This window comes from Pseudooceanicola sp. NS-SX9 (assembly GCF_057380705.1).
The window spans coordinates 3,008,107-3,025,076 of record NZ_CM170818.1; the positions used below are offsets into that span (position 1 = coordinate 3,008,107).

Annotated in this window: 14 protein-coding genes; 8 read left to right on the forward strand and 6 right to left on the reverse strand. The window is 66.5% G+C overall.

Features of this window, described 5'->3' with window-relative positions:
- Nucleotides 1–3 precede the first annotated feature (3 nt).
- Nucleotides 4–1,527 carry a phospholipase D family protein gene (locus tag AC2ITM_RS14275; protein ID WP_486467296.1) on the forward strand — a complete coding sequence of 508 codons (1,524 nt, stop codon included), beginning with the start codon at nt 4–6 and terminating at the stop codon, nt 1,525–1,527.
- Nucleotides 1,528–1,546: 19 nt separating this feature from the next.
- Here the strand turns inward: AC2ITM_RS14275 and AC2ITM_RS14280 are convergent, their stop codons facing one another.
- Nucleotides 1,547–2,242 carry a rhomboid family intramembrane serine protease gene (locus AC2ITM_RS14280; RefSeq protein WP_486467297.1) on the reverse strand — a complete coding sequence of 232 codons (696 nt, stop codon included), beginning with the start codon at nt 2,240–2,242 and terminating at the stop codon, nt 1,547–1,549.
- A 114-nt stretch (nt 2,243–2,356) separates the two neighbouring features.
- Here AC2ITM_RS14280 and trpS point away from each other — a divergent pair, with 114 nt between their 5' ends.
- The 3 genes from trpS (at nt 2,357) to AC2ITM_RS14295 (ending at nt 5,679) form a co-directional block, all read left to right on the forward strand.
- A complete protein-coding gene (trpS, locus tag AC2ITM_RS14285; protein ID WP_486467298.1) occupies nt 2,357–3,406 on the forward strand; it encodes a tryptophan--tRNA ligase in 1,050 nt (349 codons plus the stop codon).
- Between the two features lie 651 nt (nt 3,407–4,057).
- Nucleotides 4,058–4,546, forward strand: a complete 489-nt coding sequence (locus tag AC2ITM_RS14290; protein WP_486467299.1) for a VOC family protein — start codon at nt 4,058–4,060, stop codon at nt 4,544–4,546.
- A gap of 266 nt (nt 4,547–4,812) precedes the next feature.
- On the forward strand, nt 4,813–5,679 hold the full coding sequence (locus tag AC2ITM_RS14295) for a branched-chain amino acid aminotransferase (RefSeq protein WP_486467300.1): 867 nt from the start codon (nt 4,813–4,815) through the stop codon (nt 5,677–5,679).
- Here AC2ITM_RS14295 and AC2ITM_RS14300 read toward each other — a convergent pair.
- The gene (locus tag AC2ITM_RS14300; protein ID WP_486467301.1) at nt 5,676–6,386 is read right to left on the reverse strand and encodes a GNAT family N-acetyltransferase; all 711 of its coding nucleotides are present in this window, start codon (nt 6,384–6,386) and stop codon (nt 5,676–5,678) included. The two genes, AC2ITM_RS14295 and AC2ITM_RS14300, sit on opposite strands and share 4 nt — an antisense overlap.
- A gap of 116 nt (nt 6,387–6,502) precedes the next feature.
- Here AC2ITM_RS14300 and AC2ITM_RS14305 point away from each other — a divergent pair, with 116 nt between their 5' ends.
- The gene (locus AC2ITM_RS14305; RefSeq protein ID WP_486467302.1) at nt 6,503–6,979 is read left to right on the forward strand and encodes a hemerythrin domain-containing protein; all 477 of its coding nucleotides are present in this window, start codon (nt 6,503–6,505) and stop codon (nt 6,977–6,979) included.
- 37 nt (nt 6,980–7,016) lie between these two features.
- Here AC2ITM_RS14305 and AC2ITM_RS14310 read toward each other — a convergent pair whose 3' ends face one another.
- Complete coding sequence (locus tag AC2ITM_RS14310) at nt 7,017–7,859, reverse strand: SDR family oxidoreductase (RefSeq protein ID WP_486467303.1); 843 nt, start codon at nt 7,857–7,859, stop codon at nt 7,017–7,019.
- A gap of 97 nt (nt 7,860–7,956) precedes the next feature.
- Here AC2ITM_RS14310 and AC2ITM_RS14315 point away from each other — a divergent pair, with 97 nt between their 5' ends.
- Entirely contained in the window at nt 7,957–8,355 is a 399-nt protein-coding gene (locus AC2ITM_RS14315; RefSeq protein WP_486467304.1) for a winged helix-turn-helix transcriptional regulator, read from the forward strand.
- Between the two features lie 4 nt (nt 8,356–8,359).
- On the opposite strand, the gene AC2ITM_RS14320 is transcribed toward AC2ITM_RS14315, so the two are convergent.
- The 3 genes from AC2ITM_RS14320 to aspS form a co-directional block, all read right to left on the reverse strand.
- Nucleotides 8,360–8,506 carry a hypothetical protein gene (locus tag AC2ITM_RS14320; protein ID WP_486467305.1) on the reverse strand — a complete coding sequence of 49 codons (147 nt, stop codon included), beginning with the start codon at nt 8,504–8,506 and terminating at the stop codon, nt 8,360–8,362.
- Nucleotides 8,507–8,560: 54 nt separating this feature from the next.
- Entirely contained in the window at nt 8,561–9,592 is a 1,032-nt protein-coding gene (locus AC2ITM_RS14325) for a prolyl oligopeptidase family serine peptidase (protein WP_486467306.1), read from the reverse strand.
- A gap of 310 nt (nt 9,593–9,902) precedes the next feature.
- Nucleotides 9,903–11,684 carry an aspartate--tRNA ligase gene (aspS, locus tag AC2ITM_RS14330; protein WP_486467307.1) on the reverse strand — a complete coding sequence of 594 codons (1,782 nt, stop codon included), beginning with the start codon at nt 11,682–11,684 and terminating at the stop codon, nt 9,903–9,905.
- Nucleotides 11,685–12,064: 380 nt separating this feature from the next.
- Here aspS and AC2ITM_RS14335 point away from each other — a divergent pair, with 380 nt between their 5' ends.
- Together AC2ITM_RS14335 and carB are read left to right on the forward strand one after the other, a co-directional pair.
- Nucleotides 12,065–13,306 (forward strand): class I SAM-dependent methyltransferase, encoded by a 1,242-nt coding sequence (locus AC2ITM_RS14335; RefSeq protein ID WP_486467308.1) that lies wholly within the window; start codon nt 12,065–12,067, stop codon nt 13,304–13,306.
- A gap of 279 nt (nt 13,307–13,585) precedes the next feature.
- Nucleotides 13,586–16,870: a carbamoyl-phosphate synthase large subunit gene (gene carB, locus AC2ITM_RS14340; RefSeq protein WP_486467309.1), complete on the forward strand. Its 3,285-nt coding sequence runs from the start codon at nt 13,586–13,588 to the stop codon at nt 16,868–16,870.
- The last annotated feature ends 100 nt before the right edge of the window (nt 16,871–16,970 follow it).

Sequence of the window (16,970 nt, forward strand, 5' to 3'; positions counted from 1 at the left end):
ATCATGCCGAAAGACAAGGACCTCTTCCCGAGGCTCGACCTTCTCGTTACCGCCGCCGAGATGTTCCCGGCCCTGGAGCGGCTGTGCCTTGAGGCGCGCGAAGAGGTACTGCTGTCGTTTCGCATCCTCGATCCGCTGACCCCCCTGCAAAGCCCCGAGGCCCAGGCCCTGGGACTGGCCACATGGGGCCAGCTGCTGGGCCATGTGGCGGACCGTGGTGTCCGGCTGCGGCTGCTGATCGCCGATTTCGACCCGCTCTTTGCCGCCGGGCTGCACCGCGATGCCTGGGCCAGCGCCCGCGGCTTTGCCGCCACGCTGGGGGATCGGGCGCAGATCCTGTGCGCCCAGCACGAGGCCACCGCCGCGCCGATCTGGAAGACGGTCTTCCGCCCCAAGATCCGCGCCCTGCAGGCCCGCCTCGCGCGCCATGCCCCCGACCAGCTGACCCCGCCGCAACTGCAGGCGCTGTCGGGGCACATGGTGCTGCGGCCCGCCTCGCTGCACCAGAAATTCGCCATTGCCGATGCCGAACACATCATCCTGGGCGGCATCGACGTGAACCAGCGCCGCTGGGACGACGAAGACCACGACCAGCGCGCCGAAGACACCTGGCACGACGTTTCGGTCGCCGTCTCGGGGCGGGTGGGCGAGGACCTGCGCCACCATTTCGCCGATTGCTGGGACCGCGCGATCCGCGCCGGGGCAGCCTCGTTCGGGGCCGATCCCACCCCCGTCACCGCGACGCGGGCCCTTGGCGCGATGCTGCCGCCCTCGGGCGGGCCGCGGCTGCTGCGCACGCTGTCGCGCCGGCGCGGCGGGCTGTTCCACCTCGGGCCGCGCCCCGAGATCCGCGAGCATGAAGAGGCCCACCTGGCCGCCTTCGAGACCGCCCGCCGGATGATCTACATGGAAACCCAGTTCTTCCGGCACCTGCCGCTGGCGCGCGCCCTGGCCGCACAGGCCCGCCGTGCCCCCGACCTGCAGGTGGTGCTGGTGCTGCCGACGGAACCCGAACGGCAGATCTTCGACGGCCATTCCGGCATCGACGTGCGCCATGCCCAGGCGTTGCAGCTCCGCTGCCTGCGGCTGCTGAAACGCGCCTTCGGGGACCGCATCGCCATCGTCTCGCCCGCGCAGCCGCGCCCGGCACCGCCGCATACGCCGATGCCGCTGCATGGCGCGGGCATCGTCTATCTGCATTCCAAGGTGACGCTGGTCGATGACCGGCTGGGGATCATCGGTTCGGCCAACCTGAACGGGCGTTCGATGCGATGGGACACCGAGGCCTCGCTGCAGTTCCACGAACCCGAGGAGATCCTGGCGATCCGTCACCGCCTGATGGCCCACTGGCTGCGCGGGCGCCAGTCCGAGGTCAGCCCCTGCCAGGCCGCCGACTGGCAGCGCCTGGCCGAGGCCGAGGCCGCCCGCCCCCCCGAGGACCGCCAGGCCTATATCCTGCCCTGGCCCGAGGCCCGCAACCGCCGCTTTGCCCGGCCCTTCCCGCTGCTGCCCGCCGACATGTTCTGACGGGCGGGCCGCGGGACGTTCAGCGGCGCTGCAACCGGGTGCGCAGCCTGCCGATGCCACCGGGCAGCAACAGCGGCGACAGCGCAAAGCCCGCGACAAAGCCCGAAAGCTCGGCCGTCCAGCCCATGCCGACCTCCATGAAGATGCCGAACAGCAGCTGGATCGCCATCAAAAGGCCGATCAGCCGGAACGCCGAAATCGCCCGTTCCCCCACCCGCTTGTAGGTCACGAACAGGATATAGCTGTAGGCGCCGATCAGCCCGTAGACCGACGGATAGGCACCATAAAGCGGCTGGGTCTGCGGCGCCACCAGCCCAAAGACCAGCGCCCCCACGATGGCCGAGGCGAAGAACAGCACCAGGATGCCCCAGGCCTTCATCACCTCGCCGACGAACTTGCCAAGCGCCAGCAGCATGACCCCCGCGATCACCGCCTGGGTGAAGCTGCCATGCACGAAGGGATAGCTGACAAAGCGGATCAGCGCCGCCGGATCGGTGGCATGGCCCTGCAGGAGATAGGTCAGGAAGGCGGGGAAGAAGGCGTAATCCTGCAGCGCCGCGACGCGCCAGCCCACCGCCGCGGGACCGCCCACGAACCCGGCCTGGCCCAGGGCAAAGATCCCCTCGATGCCGATGATGGCGATGAACAGCAGCACGACCGCCGGAGGCACCGGGTTGACGGGATGCTCGGGGCGCCGCTGGAAGGGGTCGTTCATGGGCTGTCCTTTTCGATGGCCTGCGCGCTTCGGGCCGCGGTTGACGGCCCCCGGACGCATGGGTAAGCCAGCTCAGACGGAATTTCCAGACGAAGCCCAGCAGGAGCGGGACATATGTCCGACGTGACCGACCAAAGCAAAAGCACCTTCCAGCCTCGCGTGTTCTCGGGGATCCAGCCTTCGGGCGGCCTGACCCTGGGCAACTACCTCGGCGCCATGCGCCGTTTCGTGGACTGGCAAGAGCGCGGGCTGAAGGAGGGTTTCGAGACGATCTTCTGCATGGTCGACCAGCACGCGATCACCGTCTGGCAGGATCCCGATGCGCTGCGCCGACAGACCCGGGAACTGGCGGCGGGCTACATCGCCTCGGGCCTCGACCCGGCAAAGTCGATCCTGTTCAACCAAAGCCAGGTGCCCGAACATGCGCAGCTGGCGTGGATCTTCAACTGCGTCGCCCGCATGGGCTGGATGCAGCGGATGACCCAGTGGAAGGACAAGGCGGGCAAGAACGCGCAGAATGCCTCGCTGGGGCTGTTCGCCTATCCCGCGCTGATGGCTGCCGACATCCTGATCTACCACGCCACCCATGTGCCCGTGGGCGAGGACCAGAAGCAGCATGTCGAACTGACCCGCGACATCGCCGCCAAGTTCAACCACGACTACAAGGTGGATTTCTTCCCGCTAACCGAACCGGTGATCGAGGGCGCGGCCACCCGCGTCATGTCGCTGCGCGACGGCTCGAAGAAGATGTCGAAATCCGATCCGTCGGACATGGCGCGCATCAACATGACCGATGATGCCGAGGCGATCTCGAACAAGATCCGCAAGGCACGCACCGATCCCGATGCCCTCCCGTCCGAGGTTGCGGGCCTGGCGGAACGCCCCGAGGCGAAGAACCTGGTCAACATCTATGCGGCCCTGGCGGACATGACGATGGAACAGGTGCTGGGCGAATACGGCGGCAAGCAGTTTTCCGACTTCAAGCCCGCGCTGGCCGATCTGGCGGTGGCGAAACTGTCGCCGATCTCGACCGAGATGGCCCGCCTGATGACCCAGCCCGACGAGATCGACGCGATCATCGGCAAGGGCGCCCTGAAAGCCCGCGAGATCGCCGAGCCGATCCTGAAGAAGACCTACGACATCGTCGGCATGATCCGCAGCTGATCAGACCGGCAGACGCATGGGGGGCGGTGCCGGGCACCGCCCCTTTTGCATGTTCGAAAGGCCCCTCTCTGGCCGTCCCACGCGGCGCGCGCCCCCCGGCTGCGGGGGCCAAGGCGGCCCCCGTACGACGCTCCCGGGATCGGCGCAGCCCCTGCATCACTGGCCCGCGCATCCTCTGTCCGCCAGCATCGCCCGCACATTGCCTGCCCGCATCGTCGGCTCACACGTCACCTGCCCGCAGATCGTCTGCCGGGACAACGGCCGAAACCTGCCCCCTCGCGCCCGAACGCCGCCCTTTGGGGCCGGACCCTGCGCAGGATCGTGCCCGAACGCCTCTCTGCCCTCGGCTGAGGGCAGGCCCGCACATCGCCGCCGGACCCGCCATTGCGCCGCCCAGATCCTCTGCAGAGCACTCAGGTTGGGCGTGCCTGCGGCCTGCCCGCCACGTCAGGGGCCGCCGGAGCGCGTTTCGCATCCCCCTTCGCCCCGGACCCGCCGGCATCCTTGCCTGCCGCCCGAACGGCCCCGGGCCACGTCGCCCCTTACCGGCGCCCCCGCTGCATGTCCGCACAGGGCCGGTGCACCCCCGGGGCTACCGCCAGGCCCGCGCCTGCCCCTAGATAAAGGGCATCCCCACCACAGGAGGCCCGCATGATTACCCCCATCCCCTCCGGCGTCCGCGTCGGCCATGTCCACCTGAAGGTCGCCGACCTGGATCGCGCCATTGACTTCTACTCGGGCGTGCTGGGCTTTGCCGTGACACAGCGTTACGGGCGGGCAGCGGCCTTCCTGTCGGCGGGCGGCTATCACCACCACATCGGCCTGAACACCTGGGAAAGCCGCGATGGGGCACCGCCGCCGAAGGGCTCGACCGGGCTCTATCACCTGGCGCTGCTCTATCCCGACCGGGCGGCGCTGGCGGATGCGCTGCACCGTCTGGATGTCGCCGGCATCCCCCTGGACGCCGCCTATGACCATGGGGTCAGCGAGGCGCTCTACCTGACGGACCCGGACGGCAACGGCGTGGAACTCTATTACGACCGCCCCGAGTCGGACTGGCCCCGCCAGAGCGACGGACAGCTGGCAATGTATTCTGCACCGCTCAACCTGGAGGCTTTGCGGGACACAATCAAGGATTGAATTTCGCCGGGAAGGTGAGCGCTAACGACGGCAAAAGGACGCATGTTGCCGTAACGTCGGCAAAGCGTCATGGAACCTATGCACGGGCAGTGCACTTATAGCCACGTGAAGCGGGTCATGCTGGCCGCGGCCCGCCACATTACCTCCCAAGGTCTTTTCAGAACCAAATACCCCCGGTCCCCCCGACCGGGGGTTTTTCCTGTCCCACCCTTCCGCTGGCGCGGCCCTTGTCCTATCCCTTGGCCAACATTTCAGGAGACCAGATCATGGCGGGCGAGACCCATACCTATTTCGAAGGCAGCTGGCACCAGGGCGACGTGGCGGTGATGAAGGCGGGCGATCACGGCGCCTGGCTGGGCAGCACAGTCTTTGACGGCGCGCGGATGTTCGACGGGCTGATCCCCGACCTGCGCCCCCACCTGGAGCGCGTCAACCGCTCGGCCGAGGCGCTGATGATCAAGCCGACCGTCGGCGTCGACGAGATGATCGAACTGACCCGCGAGGGCCTGAAACGCTTCGCCCCCGGCACGCCGGTCTACATCCGCCCGATGTACTGGGCGCTGGTGGGCAATGAAACCGTGGTGCAGCCGGGCTATGGGCTGGGCACCGGCTTCTGCATGGCGCTGGAGGAAATCCCCCTTGCCGCCCCCGAGGCCGCCACCACCCTGACCCGCACCCGCTTCCGCCGTCCGACGCTGGATTGCGCACTGACCAACGCCAAGGCCGGCAGCCTTTATCCCAACAACGGCCGGATGCTGGCCGAGGCCCGCGCCAAGGGCTTTGGCAATGCGCTGGTGACCGACATCGCCGGCAATGTCGCCGAAAGCGCCACCGCCAATGTCTTCATGGTCAAGGACGGAGAGGTCTTCACCCCGATCGCCAACGGCACCTTCCTGTCGGGCCTGACCCGCAAGCGCCACATCGCCAACCTGCGCGCCGATGGCGTGACGGTGCACGAGGCCGTCCTGACCTATGCCGATTTCGAGGCCGCGGATGAAATCTTCCTGTCCGGCAACCTCAACAAGGTGACGCCCGTCACCGCCTTCGACGACGTGAGCTATGCCATCGGCCCGATGACGAAACGGGTGCGCGACCTCTACTGGGACTGGGCGCAGTCCGACCTGAAGCTTTAAAGCACGGGATCGGGGGTGCGCAGCGGCGCGGTCAGGGCCGAAAGCCGCGTCACCTGCTGCCCCCGGTCATCGAAATTCCCCGGCGCCAGCCAGCGGTCATAGGCCACCTTCAGCTGTGGCCAGCGATCTTCGGTGATGGCGAACCAGGCGGTATCGCGGTTGCGGCCCTTGACCACCATATGCCGGGCAAAGCATCCTTCATAGCCAAAGCCCAGCCGCTGCGCCGCCCGGCGCGAGGGCAGGTTCAGCGCGTTGCATTTCCATTCATAGCGCCGGTAGCCCGCGGCGAAGGCCCAGCCCATCATCAGCACCATCGCCTCGGTCGCGGCCGGGCTGCCCTGCAGCGCCGGGGACAGGCAGATGTTGCCGACCTCGACAGATCCGTTCGCCGGCACGATGTTCAGATAGCTCGCCACCCCCAGCGGCGCCCCGGTTCCGGCCGCGCACAGGGTGTAGAAGCGCAGCGTGTCATCGGCCAGCGCGCCCTCGATCCAGGCGCGGTAGGCGGGCGCATCGGCGAAGGGGCCGTTCGCCATGTAATCCCACAGCCAGTCATGCCCCTGCCAGCCGGCAAACAGCGCCTCGACATGGTCGGGCGACAGCGGCACCACCGAAACGAACCGCCCGTGCAGCGTCAGATCGCGCGGCGGGACGGGCGGCGGGGTCCAGTCGTCCAGGACCTGACCAAGGGGGCGGGGATCTTGCATGGCGTGCTCCGAAGGCTGTTCCTTGCCAGCCTAGACACCCCGCGCCCGGACGCAAGGAACAGCCGCCCCTGCCCCTGCGTTGGCCCCGGTTCCAAACCGACACAGCAGGAGATCCCATGCCCTCGATCTACGATGCCATCGAAAAGGACCACGCCCGCCACCGCGCGCTGCTGCGCACCATCGACGCCACCCATGGCGACAGCGCCGAGCGCCGCATGGCCTGGGACGAATTCTATCACGAGGTCAAATCCCACGCCGCCGCCGAGGAAGAAACCTTTTATTCCAAGCTGATGCACGAAACCTGGGGCCAGGACATGGCGCGTCATTCCGTGTCCGAACACCACGAGATGGACGAGATCATGGAAGAGCTGCGCGCCATGGACATGTCCAGCCCCGGCTGGATCCAGCGGTTCCGCAGGCTGAAGCACGATTACGAACACCACATGCAGGAAGAGGAACAGGACCTCTTCGCCCGCGCCCGCAAGCTCATCGGCCAGGAACATAACGCCCGTTTCGGCGCCGCTTTCCTGAAGCGCAAGGAAAAGGAACAGGGCCTGATCGAGGCCAAGCGCGAAGAGGCCCTGGAAGACTAGGCGCCCGGGGGGTGGATCCCCCCCGGGGCCGCAGATCTTACAGGACGGCCGCCACCGATTGCGCCAGCGTCGTCGTCGGGCGGCCGATCAGCTGCGACAGGGTGGTGCCGTCATCGGCCAGCGCGCCTGCCTTGGCGCCGGTATCGAAGCTGGCGAAGGCCGCCGCCAGAAAATCGGGCAGGCCCGCGCCTTCCAGCGCCTTGGCATAATCGGCCTCGGCCATGTCGACATAGGGGATCGTCTTGCCGGACTGGGCCGAAAGCTCGGCCGCCAGTTCGGCCAGCGAATAGTCGGTGTCGCCCGACAGCTCCAGCACCTGGCCGTCAAAGCCGCCCTGCACCAGCACGGCCACCGCCGCCGCCGCATAATCCGCCCGCGCGGCCGACGCGATGCGCCCCTCGCCCGCCGCGCCAATGAAGGCGCCATGTTCCAGCGCCGGACCGGCCGAGGCCAGGTAGTTTTCGGTGTACCAGCCATTGCGCAGGATCACCGTCTTCAGCCCCGAGGCCGCCAGCATCTGCTCGGTCGCCAGGTGTTCCGGCGCCAGGCTCAGCGGCGAGGCATCGGCATGCAGCAGGCTGGTGTAGACGATGCGCGCCACGCCCGCGGCCTTTGCCGCCTCGATGACATTGCGGTGCTGCGCCTCGCGCTGGCCGATCTCGCTGCCGGAAATCAGCAGCAGGGTCTCTATCCCCGCCAGCGCCGGGGCCAGGGTTTCGGGGGCGGCGTAATCGAAGGCGCGCACCGCGACGCCCAGGCCCTGGGCCTTCTCGGGGCTGCGGGCCAGGGCAACGATCTGCCCTGCAGGCAGCGCAGCCTTCAGGCCCGCGATCACCAGTTGGCCCAGCTGGCCGGTGGATCCGGTAACGGCGATGGTCATGTCAGTCTTCCTTTGCACAATGTGATGCGACTCACATATACATCTGCACAAACTTTTCGTAAGTACGCACAAATTTGTTAGTGTCCCAGGAGGGATCATGGAAAACCCCGGACCACTGGAACCCGAAAAGCTGTCGGATCGCCTGCGCCGGGGCGACCTGATGGATGCCGACTGCCCCTCGCGCGATGTGCTGAAACATGTCACCAGCCGCTGGGGCGTGCTGGTGCTGATCGCGCTGGAGCATGAAACGCTGCGCTTTTCCGCCCTGCGCCGCCGTATCGGCGGGGTCAGCGAACGGATGCTGGCGCAGACGCTGCAATGGCTGGAAGGCGACGGGCTGGTGCTGCGGGTGGCCCATGACGTGATCCCGCCGCATGTGGATTATTCGCTGACGCCGCTGGGCCGCGAGGCCGCACAGCATGTGCGCGGCCTTGCCGACTGGATCGAGGTCTCGATGCCCCGGATCGCCGCCCACTGGCAGCCCCCCGGGGCCTGACGGATCAGCCCTTGCGGGCCTGATCGAACAGCCACTTGCGGGCGCCTTCGATCGTGTAGGCGATGGGCCACGTGGCCATATGGGCGGCCGCGCCCTCGGTGCTGGCGCCATCGGCCAGCACGGTGCCCTTGCGCAGCACGACATAGTTCACCTGCGCCTTCTGGCTCCTCAGCGCGGCACAGGCGCGGTCGAATTCCTCGGCGCTCTAGCGGCCGTTCCAGCTGGCACGGGCCAGGCTTGCGCCCTCCTTCACCAGCGCGGCCGTGTCGGCATTCTGCCCCGGAAACGCCTTCTGATCCTCCTCGGCCACGATGATAAACAGCGGCAGCTTCGCCATCGGCTTCAGCGCGCTGTCATCCCACTGGCACGCCACCAGCAGGCCCGCGGCAAAGAAATCCGGGTACTTGATCATCATCGCCATCGACAGCATCCCGCCGCCCGACTGCCCGGTGGTATAAAGCCGGTCCCGATCCAGCGAGAGCTCCTGGCTCAGAGCCTCGATCAGCCGCTTCACCGTGTCGACATGGCCGCTGGTCTTCCAGGTGTCGCTGGCCACCTCGACATCGAAGGCCGGGGCAATGACGAAACAGGGCCGCTGGTCCTGCTCCTCGGGGCGGGTCCAGACCACGGCCCCCAGGCCCTGTTCCAGCGTCATCTTCACCCCCGCCCCCGTCAACGAGGCATCGTGCATGAAGTTCACCAGCGGATAGGTCTGCCCGGCGTCATAGTCGCGCGGCGTGAACAGGTTGTACTGCAGCGTGATGCCGTTCTGCGGATCGATGTAGCTGCGCTGCTCGAACCGGTCGACCAGCAGATCGACCTGCCCCGAGGTCTCGATCTGCCCCCCCCCGACAGTCACGCTGGCAGCGGCCTGCGCCAGCGTCACGCTGCGCCCCGACGCCTTGTAAAGCAGCGCCCCCTCATCCTCCGGATCCAGCATGATCAGGATGAAATGCCCCTGCGGCCCCGCATCCGCCGGATCGGCCGAGGTCGCGGTCATCACCGCTGTGACATGCCGTCCCTCGACCGCGAAATCCCGGGCCACCAGCCCCCCAGCCCCCTGCACCTGCGGATACTCCAGCGCCACCCCCACCAGCCTCTGGCCGTTGCCGAAGACCTCCGTGATCGCCTGTGCCGCCTGCGGCGTGCCACGCTCGGCCGCCACCACCAGCCGCGGCAGGGCCAGGGTTGCGGCAGAAACAAGGGTCAGGGTCAGGAACTGGCGGCGCGCGATCATCGAAACATCCTCGGATTACCTGCATCAGCATCGATGATACGCCCGGATGCCCCGCCTCCGTCGCCCCTCACGCGAACGTGTCCCAGCCTTCCTGATGCCCCGGCCCGCCCGGCATTTTCTTGTCCCAAATACCTCGGGGGGATCGGCCGCAGGCCGATGGGGGCAGAGCCCCCTCTTCCTGCTCCGAAAGCCCCCGCCCCAAACGGAAACACCCGGCCCTGGGAGGGGCCGGGTGTGCTGCCTGTATATTTCGATCTGCCTCTGCCCAGGGTGCCCGGCACCCCGGAATCTGAGGTGCCGAATCCTTGGATCATTCTTGCGGGATAACCCGCAGGTTCAGCTCCATGAGCTGTTCGGGGGTGGGCTCGCCGGGGGCGCCCATCATCAGGTCTTCCGCGCGCTGGTTCATCGGGAACAGGATGACCTCGCGGATGTTCTGCTCGTCTGCCAGCAGCATGACGATGCGGTCGATGCCGGCCGCGCAACCGCCGTGCGGGGGCGCGCCGAACTGGAAGGCGTTGACCATGCCGCCAAAGCGCTTGATCACCTCTTCCTTGCCATAGCCCGCCAGTTCAAAGGCCTTGAACATGATCTCGGGCTTGTGGTTGCGGATCGCGCCCGACACCAGCTCGTAGCCGTTGCAGGCCAGGTCGTACTGGAAGCCGCGCACATCGAGCGGGTTGCCCTCCAGCGCTTCCATGCCGCCCTGGGGCATCGAGAAGGGGTTGTGCTCGAAGTCCAGCTTGCCGGTCTCGGGGTCCTGTTCGTAGATCGGGAAATCGACGATCCAGGCAAAGGCGAAACGGTTCTGGTCGGTCAGGCCCAGCTCATCGCCGATGACGGTGCGGGCCTTGCCGGCAACCGTCTGGAACTGCTTCGGCTTGCCGCCCAGGAAGAAGGCCGCATCGCCGACGCCCAGGCCAAGCTGCTGGCGGATCGCCTCGGTGCGCTCGGGGCCGATGTTCTTGGCCAGGGGACCTGCCGCTTCCATCTCGCCATTGGCTTCGCGCCAGAAGATGTAGCCCATGCCGGGCAGACCTTCCTTCTGGGCGAAGGCGTTCATGCGGTCGCAGAACTTGCGGCTGCCGCCCGTCGGCGCGGGAATGGCGCGGATCTCGGTGCCGTCCTGTTCCAGCAGCTTGGCGAAGATCGCGAAACCGGATCCCGCGAAATGCTCGGAGACGACCTGCATCTTGATCGGGTTGCGAAGGTCCGGCTTGTCGGTGCCGTACCACAGCGCGGAATCCTTGTAGGAGATCTGCGGCCAGCTTGCCGGATCATCCACTTTCTTGCCTTCGCCGAATTCCTCGAAGACGCCCGCCAGCACCGGGCTGATCGTGTCGAACACGTCCTGCTGGGTGACAAAGCTCATTTCCAGGTCAAGCTGGTAGAAGTCGGTGGGCGAACGGTCGGCGCGCGGGTCCTCGTCGCGGAAGCAGGGCGCGATCTGGAAATACTTGTCAAAGCCCGACACCATCAGCAGCTGCTTGAACTGCTGCGGCGCCTGCGGCAGCGCGTAGAACTTACCCGGGTGCAGACGCGAAGGCACCAGGAAGTCGCGCGCGCCTTCGGGGCTGGAGGCGGTGATGATCGGCGTCTGGTATTCGCGGAAGCCCTTGTCCCACATCCGCCGGCGCATCGAGGACACGACATCCGAGCGCAGCGTCATGTTCTTCTGCATCACCTCGCGGCGCAGGTCCAGGTAGCGGTAGCGCAGGCGGGTTTCCTCGGGGTATTCCTGATCGCCGAAGACCATCAGCGGCAGTTCCTTCGCGGCGCCCAGCACCTCGATGTCGCGCACGAAGACCTCGATCTCGCCGGTGGGCAGCTTGGGGTTCACCAGGCTTTCGTCGCGGGCCTTCACCTCGCCGTCGATGCGGATGCACCATTCGGAACGGACCTTCTCGACAGCGGCGAAAGCCGCGCTGTCGGGGTCGCACAGAACCTGGGTGGTGCCGTAGTGGTCGCGCAGGTCGATGAAGAGAATGCCGCCGTGATCGCGCACCCGGTGCACCCAGCCGGACAGGCGAACGGTTTCGCCGACGTTGGCCTTCGTGAGAGCGGCGCAGGTGTGGCTGCGATAGGTATGCATGTGTCTGTCCTCGGGTGTGGCGTCGGTGGGCGTCGGGCGGCGTCGCGCGGGCGCGCGGGAAAATCCTGCGCCGGATCTCATGGAAAAGGCGGTAAAGTCAAGGGAGGCAGGGCCGCGACTGCCGGAACGGCAGCGGGGGGATTCGTACCGTCTGGCGGTACGAGTGCCCATCAATTAAGCGCCCGTTTCCGGTTCTGTTCCCGTTTTGCGGGACCGGAGTGCGCCTGTACACATTGCAAAGGCCCCCTCGCGATTTACAATCCTATTCACGCTCTGCACAAATTGCAGGACCAATGGCTTTTGCCGGTGGTGTCCCGAGGGTGGCGGGAAGTGCCGGGCCAGCATTCAGGACAGGGGCTCCCTTCTGGGGAGGCACGACTATGTGGGAAAAACTGATCAACACTTTCCTGGAACGCGCGATCCGAAAGGGTCGGCTGACCATTACCTTCGCCGATGGCACGGTACGGACCTACGGCGGCGCGCCGGGTGGCCCCGACGTGGCGGTGCGCATCCACGACGCCGATCTGCCGCGCAAGATGGTGTACGATTTTGAACTGGCCTTCTGCGAAGCCTATATGGACGAGCGGCTGACCATCGACGGGGATGACCTTTATGGCATCATCTCTCTGGGGCTGCTGAACCTGCGCGATGCGCCCCCCGCCTGGTGGCAGCGCCCGATGCAGATCCTGCGCCATGCCTCGCGCCGGATCGCCCAGTTCAACCCGGTGGGCAAGGCCCAGGACAACGTGGCGCACCACTATGACCTGTCCGGCAAGCTGTACGATCTGTTCCTGGACGAGGACAGGCAGTATTCCTGTGCCTATTGGCCGAACCTGGAGATCACCCTGGAAGAGGCGCAGCTGGCCAAGAAGCGCCACATCGCCAACAAGCTGCGCCTGGAGCCCGGCATGAAGGTGCTGGACATCGGCTGCGGCTGGGGCGGCATGGCGCTGACGCTGGCACAGGAATACGGCGCCCGGGTGGTCGGCGTGACCCTGTCGAAGGAACAGCACGCCATCGCGGTCGAGCGTGTCAGGGCCCTGGGTCTGGAAGGCCAGGTCGACATCCGCCTGCAGGACTATCGCCACGTGGACGAGACCTTTGACCGGATCGTGTCGGTCGGCATGTTCGAACACGTGGGCGTACCGCATTACCGCGAATACTTCCGCCACGTGCGGAAATTCCTGGCCCCAGACGGCGTGGCGCTGATCCACACCATCGGCCGGTCGGACGCACCGGGGATCACCAACAACTTCATCACCAAGTACATCTTCCCCGGCGGCTACGTGCCCGCCATGTCCGAGGCCATGGCCGCGGTCGAGAAGGAACGCCTGGTGGCCACCGATGTCGAGGTCTGGCGCCTGCATTATGCCGAGACGCTGAAGCACTGGCACGACCGTTTCATGGAAAACGTCGACAAGGCGCGCGAGATCTATGACGACCGCTTCGTGCGGATGTGGCGGCTGTACCTGATCGCCTGCGAGATGACCTTCCGGCTGAACGACCAGGTGGTGTTCCAGTTCCAGCTGGCGCGCGACCAGGAAGCCGTGCCGCTGACCCGCGACTATCTTTATGTCGAGCCCGAGCACGTGCCCCTGCCCCAGGCGAAGGCCGCGCAGTAAGAAGGATCAAGGTTTCGGGACGGCGTCCTTCGGGGCGCCGTTTCGCGTTCTGCGGCGGCGCGGGGGGCGCTGCCCCCATCGGCCCAGGGGGCCGATTCCCCCGAGGTATTTCCGACAAGAAAATGACCGGGCCCGAGTTTCCCTTGGGCCACGGGGCTTTGGCGTGAAGGCGGGGCTGCGTGCCGAGAGGGGTTGAACCCTGCCGCCTCCCGGATATAACGCAGCCAATTTGCGTGGGGCTTACCTGGCCCCTGATTTGCTCTGCCTGAGGGGTCTGCCATGCCGAAAAGAACCGATCTGCAATCCATCATGATCATCGGTGCGGGGCCCATCATCATCGGGCAGGCCTGCGAGTTCGACTACTCGGGCGCCCAGGCGTGCAAGGCGCTGCGCGAAGAGGGCTACCGGGTGATCCTGGTGAACTCGAACCCGGCGACGATCATGACCGACCCGGACATGGCCGATGCCACCTATATCGAGCCGATCACCCCCGAGGTCGTCGCCAAGATCATCGAGAAGGAGCGCCCCGATGCGCTGCTGCCCACCATGGGCGGGCAGACCGGCCTGAACACCGCGCTGGCGCTGGATGATGCGGGCGTGCTGGAGAAATTCGGCGTCGAGCTGATCGGGGCCAACCGCGACGCCATCGAGATGGCCGAGGACCGCAAGCTGTTCCGCGACGCCATGGACCGGATCGGCCTGGAAAACCCGAAGGCCACCATCGTGACCTCGCCCAAGCTGGAGAACGGCAAGCGCGACATCGCCGCCGGCATGCGCGACGCCATGGAGGCGCTGGACCACATCGGCCTGCCGGCGATCATCCGCCCGGCCTTCACCCTGGGTGGCACCGGCGGCGGCGTGGCCTACAACCGCGACGATTACGAACATTTCTGCCGCTCGGGCATGGAAGCGTCTCCAGTGGGCCAGATCCTGGTCGACGAGAGCCTGCTGGGCTGGAAAGAGTTCGAGATGGAGGTCGTGCGCGACAAGGCCGACAACGCCATCATCGTCTGCGCCATCGAGAACGTCGATCCGATGGGCGTGCACACCGGGGATTCGATCACCGTCGCCCCGGCGCTGACGCTGACCGACAAGGAATACCAGATCATGCGCAACGGCTCGATCGCCGTGCTGCGCGAGATCGGCGTGGAAACCGGCGGGTCGAACGTGCAATGGGCGATCAACCCTGCCGACGGCCGCATGGTGGTGATCGAGATGAACCCGCGGGTGTCGCGGTCGTCGGCGCTGGCGTCCAAGGCCACCGGTTTCCCGATCGCCAAGATCGCCGCGAAGCTGGCCGTGGGCTATACGCTCGATGAGCTGGACAATGACATCACCAAGGTGACGCCGGCGAGCTTCGAGCCCACCATCGACTATGTCGTCACCAAGATCCCGCGCTTTGCCTTCGAGAAATTCGCAGGCTCCGAACCGAAGCTGTCGACCGCGATGAAATCCGTGGGCGAGGTGATGGCGATCGGCCGCACCTTCCACGAGAGCTTCCAGAAGGCCATGGCCTCGATGGAGACGGGCCTGACCGGCATCGACGACATCGAGATCGAGGGCGCCCCCGACAAGGCCGCGATCATCAAGGCGCTGTCGCAGCAGACCCCGGACCGCATACGCGTCATCGCCCAGGCGATGCGCCTTGGCCTGACCAACGACGAGATCCAGGGCGCCACCGCCTTTGATCCCTGGTTCCTGGACCGCTTCCGCGAGATCGTCGATTTCGAGGAAAAACTGAAGGCCGAGGGCCTGCCGGTCACCGAAGAGGGCCTGCGCGCCTGCAAGATGATGGGCTTCAGCGATGCGCGCCTGGCCAAGCTGACCGGCCGTGACGAGGACAACATCCGCCGCGCCCGCCAGAATCTGGGCGTCACCGCGGTCTTCAAGCGCATCGACACCTGTGCCGCGGAATTCGAGGCCCAGACCCCCTACATGTATTCGACCTACGAAGCGCCCATGATGGGCGAGGTCGAGGACGAGGCACGCCCCAGCGACCGCAAGAAGGTCGTCATCCTGGGCGGCGGTCCGAACCGGATCGGCCAGGGGATCGAATTCGACTACTGCTGCTGCCATGCCTGCTTCAGCCTGACCGAGGCCGGCTATGAAACCATCATGGTCAACTGCAACCCGGAAACCGTGTCGACCGACTACGACACTTCGGACCGGCTGTATTTCGAACCGCTCACCTTCGAGCACGTGATGGAGATCCTGCGCGTCGAGCAGTCGAACGGCAGCCTGCACGGCGTCATCGTGCAGTTCGGCGGCCAGACGCCGCTGAAGCTGGCCAATGCGCTGGAAGAGGCCGGCATCCCGATCCTGGGCACCACCCCCGACGCCATCGACCGCGCCGAGGACCGTGAACGCTTCCAGGAGCTGGTGAACAAGCTGGGCCTCAAGCAGCCCAACAACGCCATCGCCCATTCCGACGAGGAAGCCCTGGCGATCGCCGAGAAAATCGGCTTCCCGCTGGTGATCCGCCCCAGCTACGTGCTGGGTGGCCGCGCGATGGAGATCGTGCGCGACATGGACGGGCTGCGCCGCTACATCCGCGACGCCGTGGTGGTGTCGGGCGACAGCCCGGTGCTGCTTGACAGCTACCTGTCGGGTGCGACGGAAATCGACGTCGATGCGCTCTGCGATGGGCAGCAGGTCCACGTGGCCGGCATCATGCAGCATATCGAGGAAGCCGGCGTGCACTCGGGCGACAGTGCCTGCTCGCTGCCGCCCTATTCGCTGTCCCCGGCGATCATCGCGGAACTGAAACGCCAGTCTGAGGCCCTGGCCCTGGAACTGGGCGTGGTCGGCCTGATGAACGTGCAATATGCCGTCAAGCCCAACGAAGAGGGCGTCGAAGAGATCTACCTGATCGAGGTCAACCCGCGTGCCTCGCGCACCGTGCCCTTCGTCGCCAAGGCGGTGAACAGCCCGATCGCCACCATCGCCGCGCGCGTCATGGCCGGTGAAAAGCTGTCCACCTTCGAGCTGATCGACCCCCAGATCGACCGCTTTGCCGTGAAAGAGGCCGTGCTGCCCTTCGCCCGCTTCCCCGGCGTCGACACGCTGCTTGGCCCGGAGATGCGCTCGACCGGCGAGGTCATGGGCCAGGACACCTCCTTTGCGCGCGCCTTCCTGAAGGCGCAGATGGGCGCAGGTACGATCCTTCCGACCGAGGGCCGCGTCTTCCTGTCGATCCGCGATGCCGACAAGACCGCCGACATGATCGAGGCCGCAACGCTGCTGATCGGGATGGGCTTTGTCATCGTCGCCACCCGCGGCACCGCGGCCTGGCTGACCGAGGCGGGCCTGGCCTGCGAAGTGGTGAACAAGGTCTACGAGGGCCGTCCGAACATCGTCGACCTGCTGAAGGACGATGCCGTGGCGCTGGTGCTGAACACCACCGAGGGCGCGCAGTCGGTCTCCGACTCGCGCGAGATCCGCTCGGTCGCGCTCTATGACAAGATCCCCTACTTCACCACCGCAGCCGGCGCCAAGGCGGCCGTCAAGGCGATGAAGGCCCGCGAGGACGGGGAACTGACGGTGGACAGCCTGCAGTCGCTCTGACAGGCTGGCCGGAAAACAGGAGGTGTGATGACATCCGTTTTCCGGCTTGCCGCCCTGGGCGCGGCGCTGGCCCTTGCGGGCTGCGGCGTGCCGCTGGTGC

What these genes read in the sequence shown, in the direction of transcription:
- AC2ITM_RS14275 (WP_486467296.1), top strand. Translation starts at nt 4, where the DNA reads ATGCCGAAAGACAAGGACCTCTTCCCGAGGCTCGACCTTCTCGTTACC.
- AC2ITM_RS14280 (WP_486467297.1), bottom strand. Translation starts at nt 2,242, where the DNA reads ATGAACGACCCCTTCCAGCGGCGCCCCGAGCATCCCGTCAACCCGGTG.
- trpS (WP_486467298.1), top strand. Translation starts at nt 2,357, where the DNA reads ATGTCCGACGTGACCGACCAAAGCAAAAGCACCTTCCAGCCTCGCGTG.
- AC2ITM_RS14290 (WP_486467299.1), top strand. Translation starts at nt 4,058, where the DNA reads ATGATTACCCCCATCCCCTCCGGCGTCCGCGTCGGCCATGTCCACCTG.
- AC2ITM_RS14295 (WP_486467300.1), top strand. Translation starts at nt 4,813, where the DNA reads ATGGCGGGCGAGACCCATACCTATTTCGAAGGCAGCTGGCACCAGGGC.
- AC2ITM_RS14300 (WP_486467301.1), bottom strand. Translation starts at nt 6,386, where the DNA reads ATGCAAGATCCCCGCCCCCTTGGTCAGGTCCTGGACGACTGGACCCCG.
- AC2ITM_RS14305 (WP_486467302.1), top strand. Translation starts at nt 6,503, where the DNA reads ATGCCCTCGATCTACGATGCCATCGAAAAGGACCACGCCCGCCACCGC.
- AC2ITM_RS14310 (WP_486467303.1), bottom strand. Translation starts at nt 7,859, where the DNA reads ATGACCATCGCCGTTACCGGATCCACCGGCCAGCTGGGCCAACTGGTG.
- AC2ITM_RS14315 (WP_486467304.1), top strand. Translation starts at nt 7,957, where the DNA reads ATGGAAAACCCCGGACCACTGGAACCCGAAAAGCTGTCGGATCGCCTG.
- AC2ITM_RS14325 (WP_486467306.1), bottom strand. Translation starts at nt 9,592, where the DNA reads ATGATCGCGCGCCGCCAGTTCCTGACCCTGACCCTTGTTTCTGCCGCA.
- aspS (WP_486467307.1), bottom strand. Translation starts at nt 11,684, where the DNA reads ATGCATACCTATCGCAGCCACACCTGCGCCGCTCTCACGAAGGCCAAC.
- AC2ITM_RS14335 (WP_486467308.1), top strand. Translation starts at nt 12,065, where the DNA reads ATGTGGGAAAAACTGATCAACACTTTCCTGGAACGCGCGATCCGAAAG.
- carB (WP_486467309.1), top strand. Translation starts at nt 13,586, where the DNA reads ATGCCGAAAAGAACCGATCTGCAATCCATCATGATCATCGGTGCGGGG.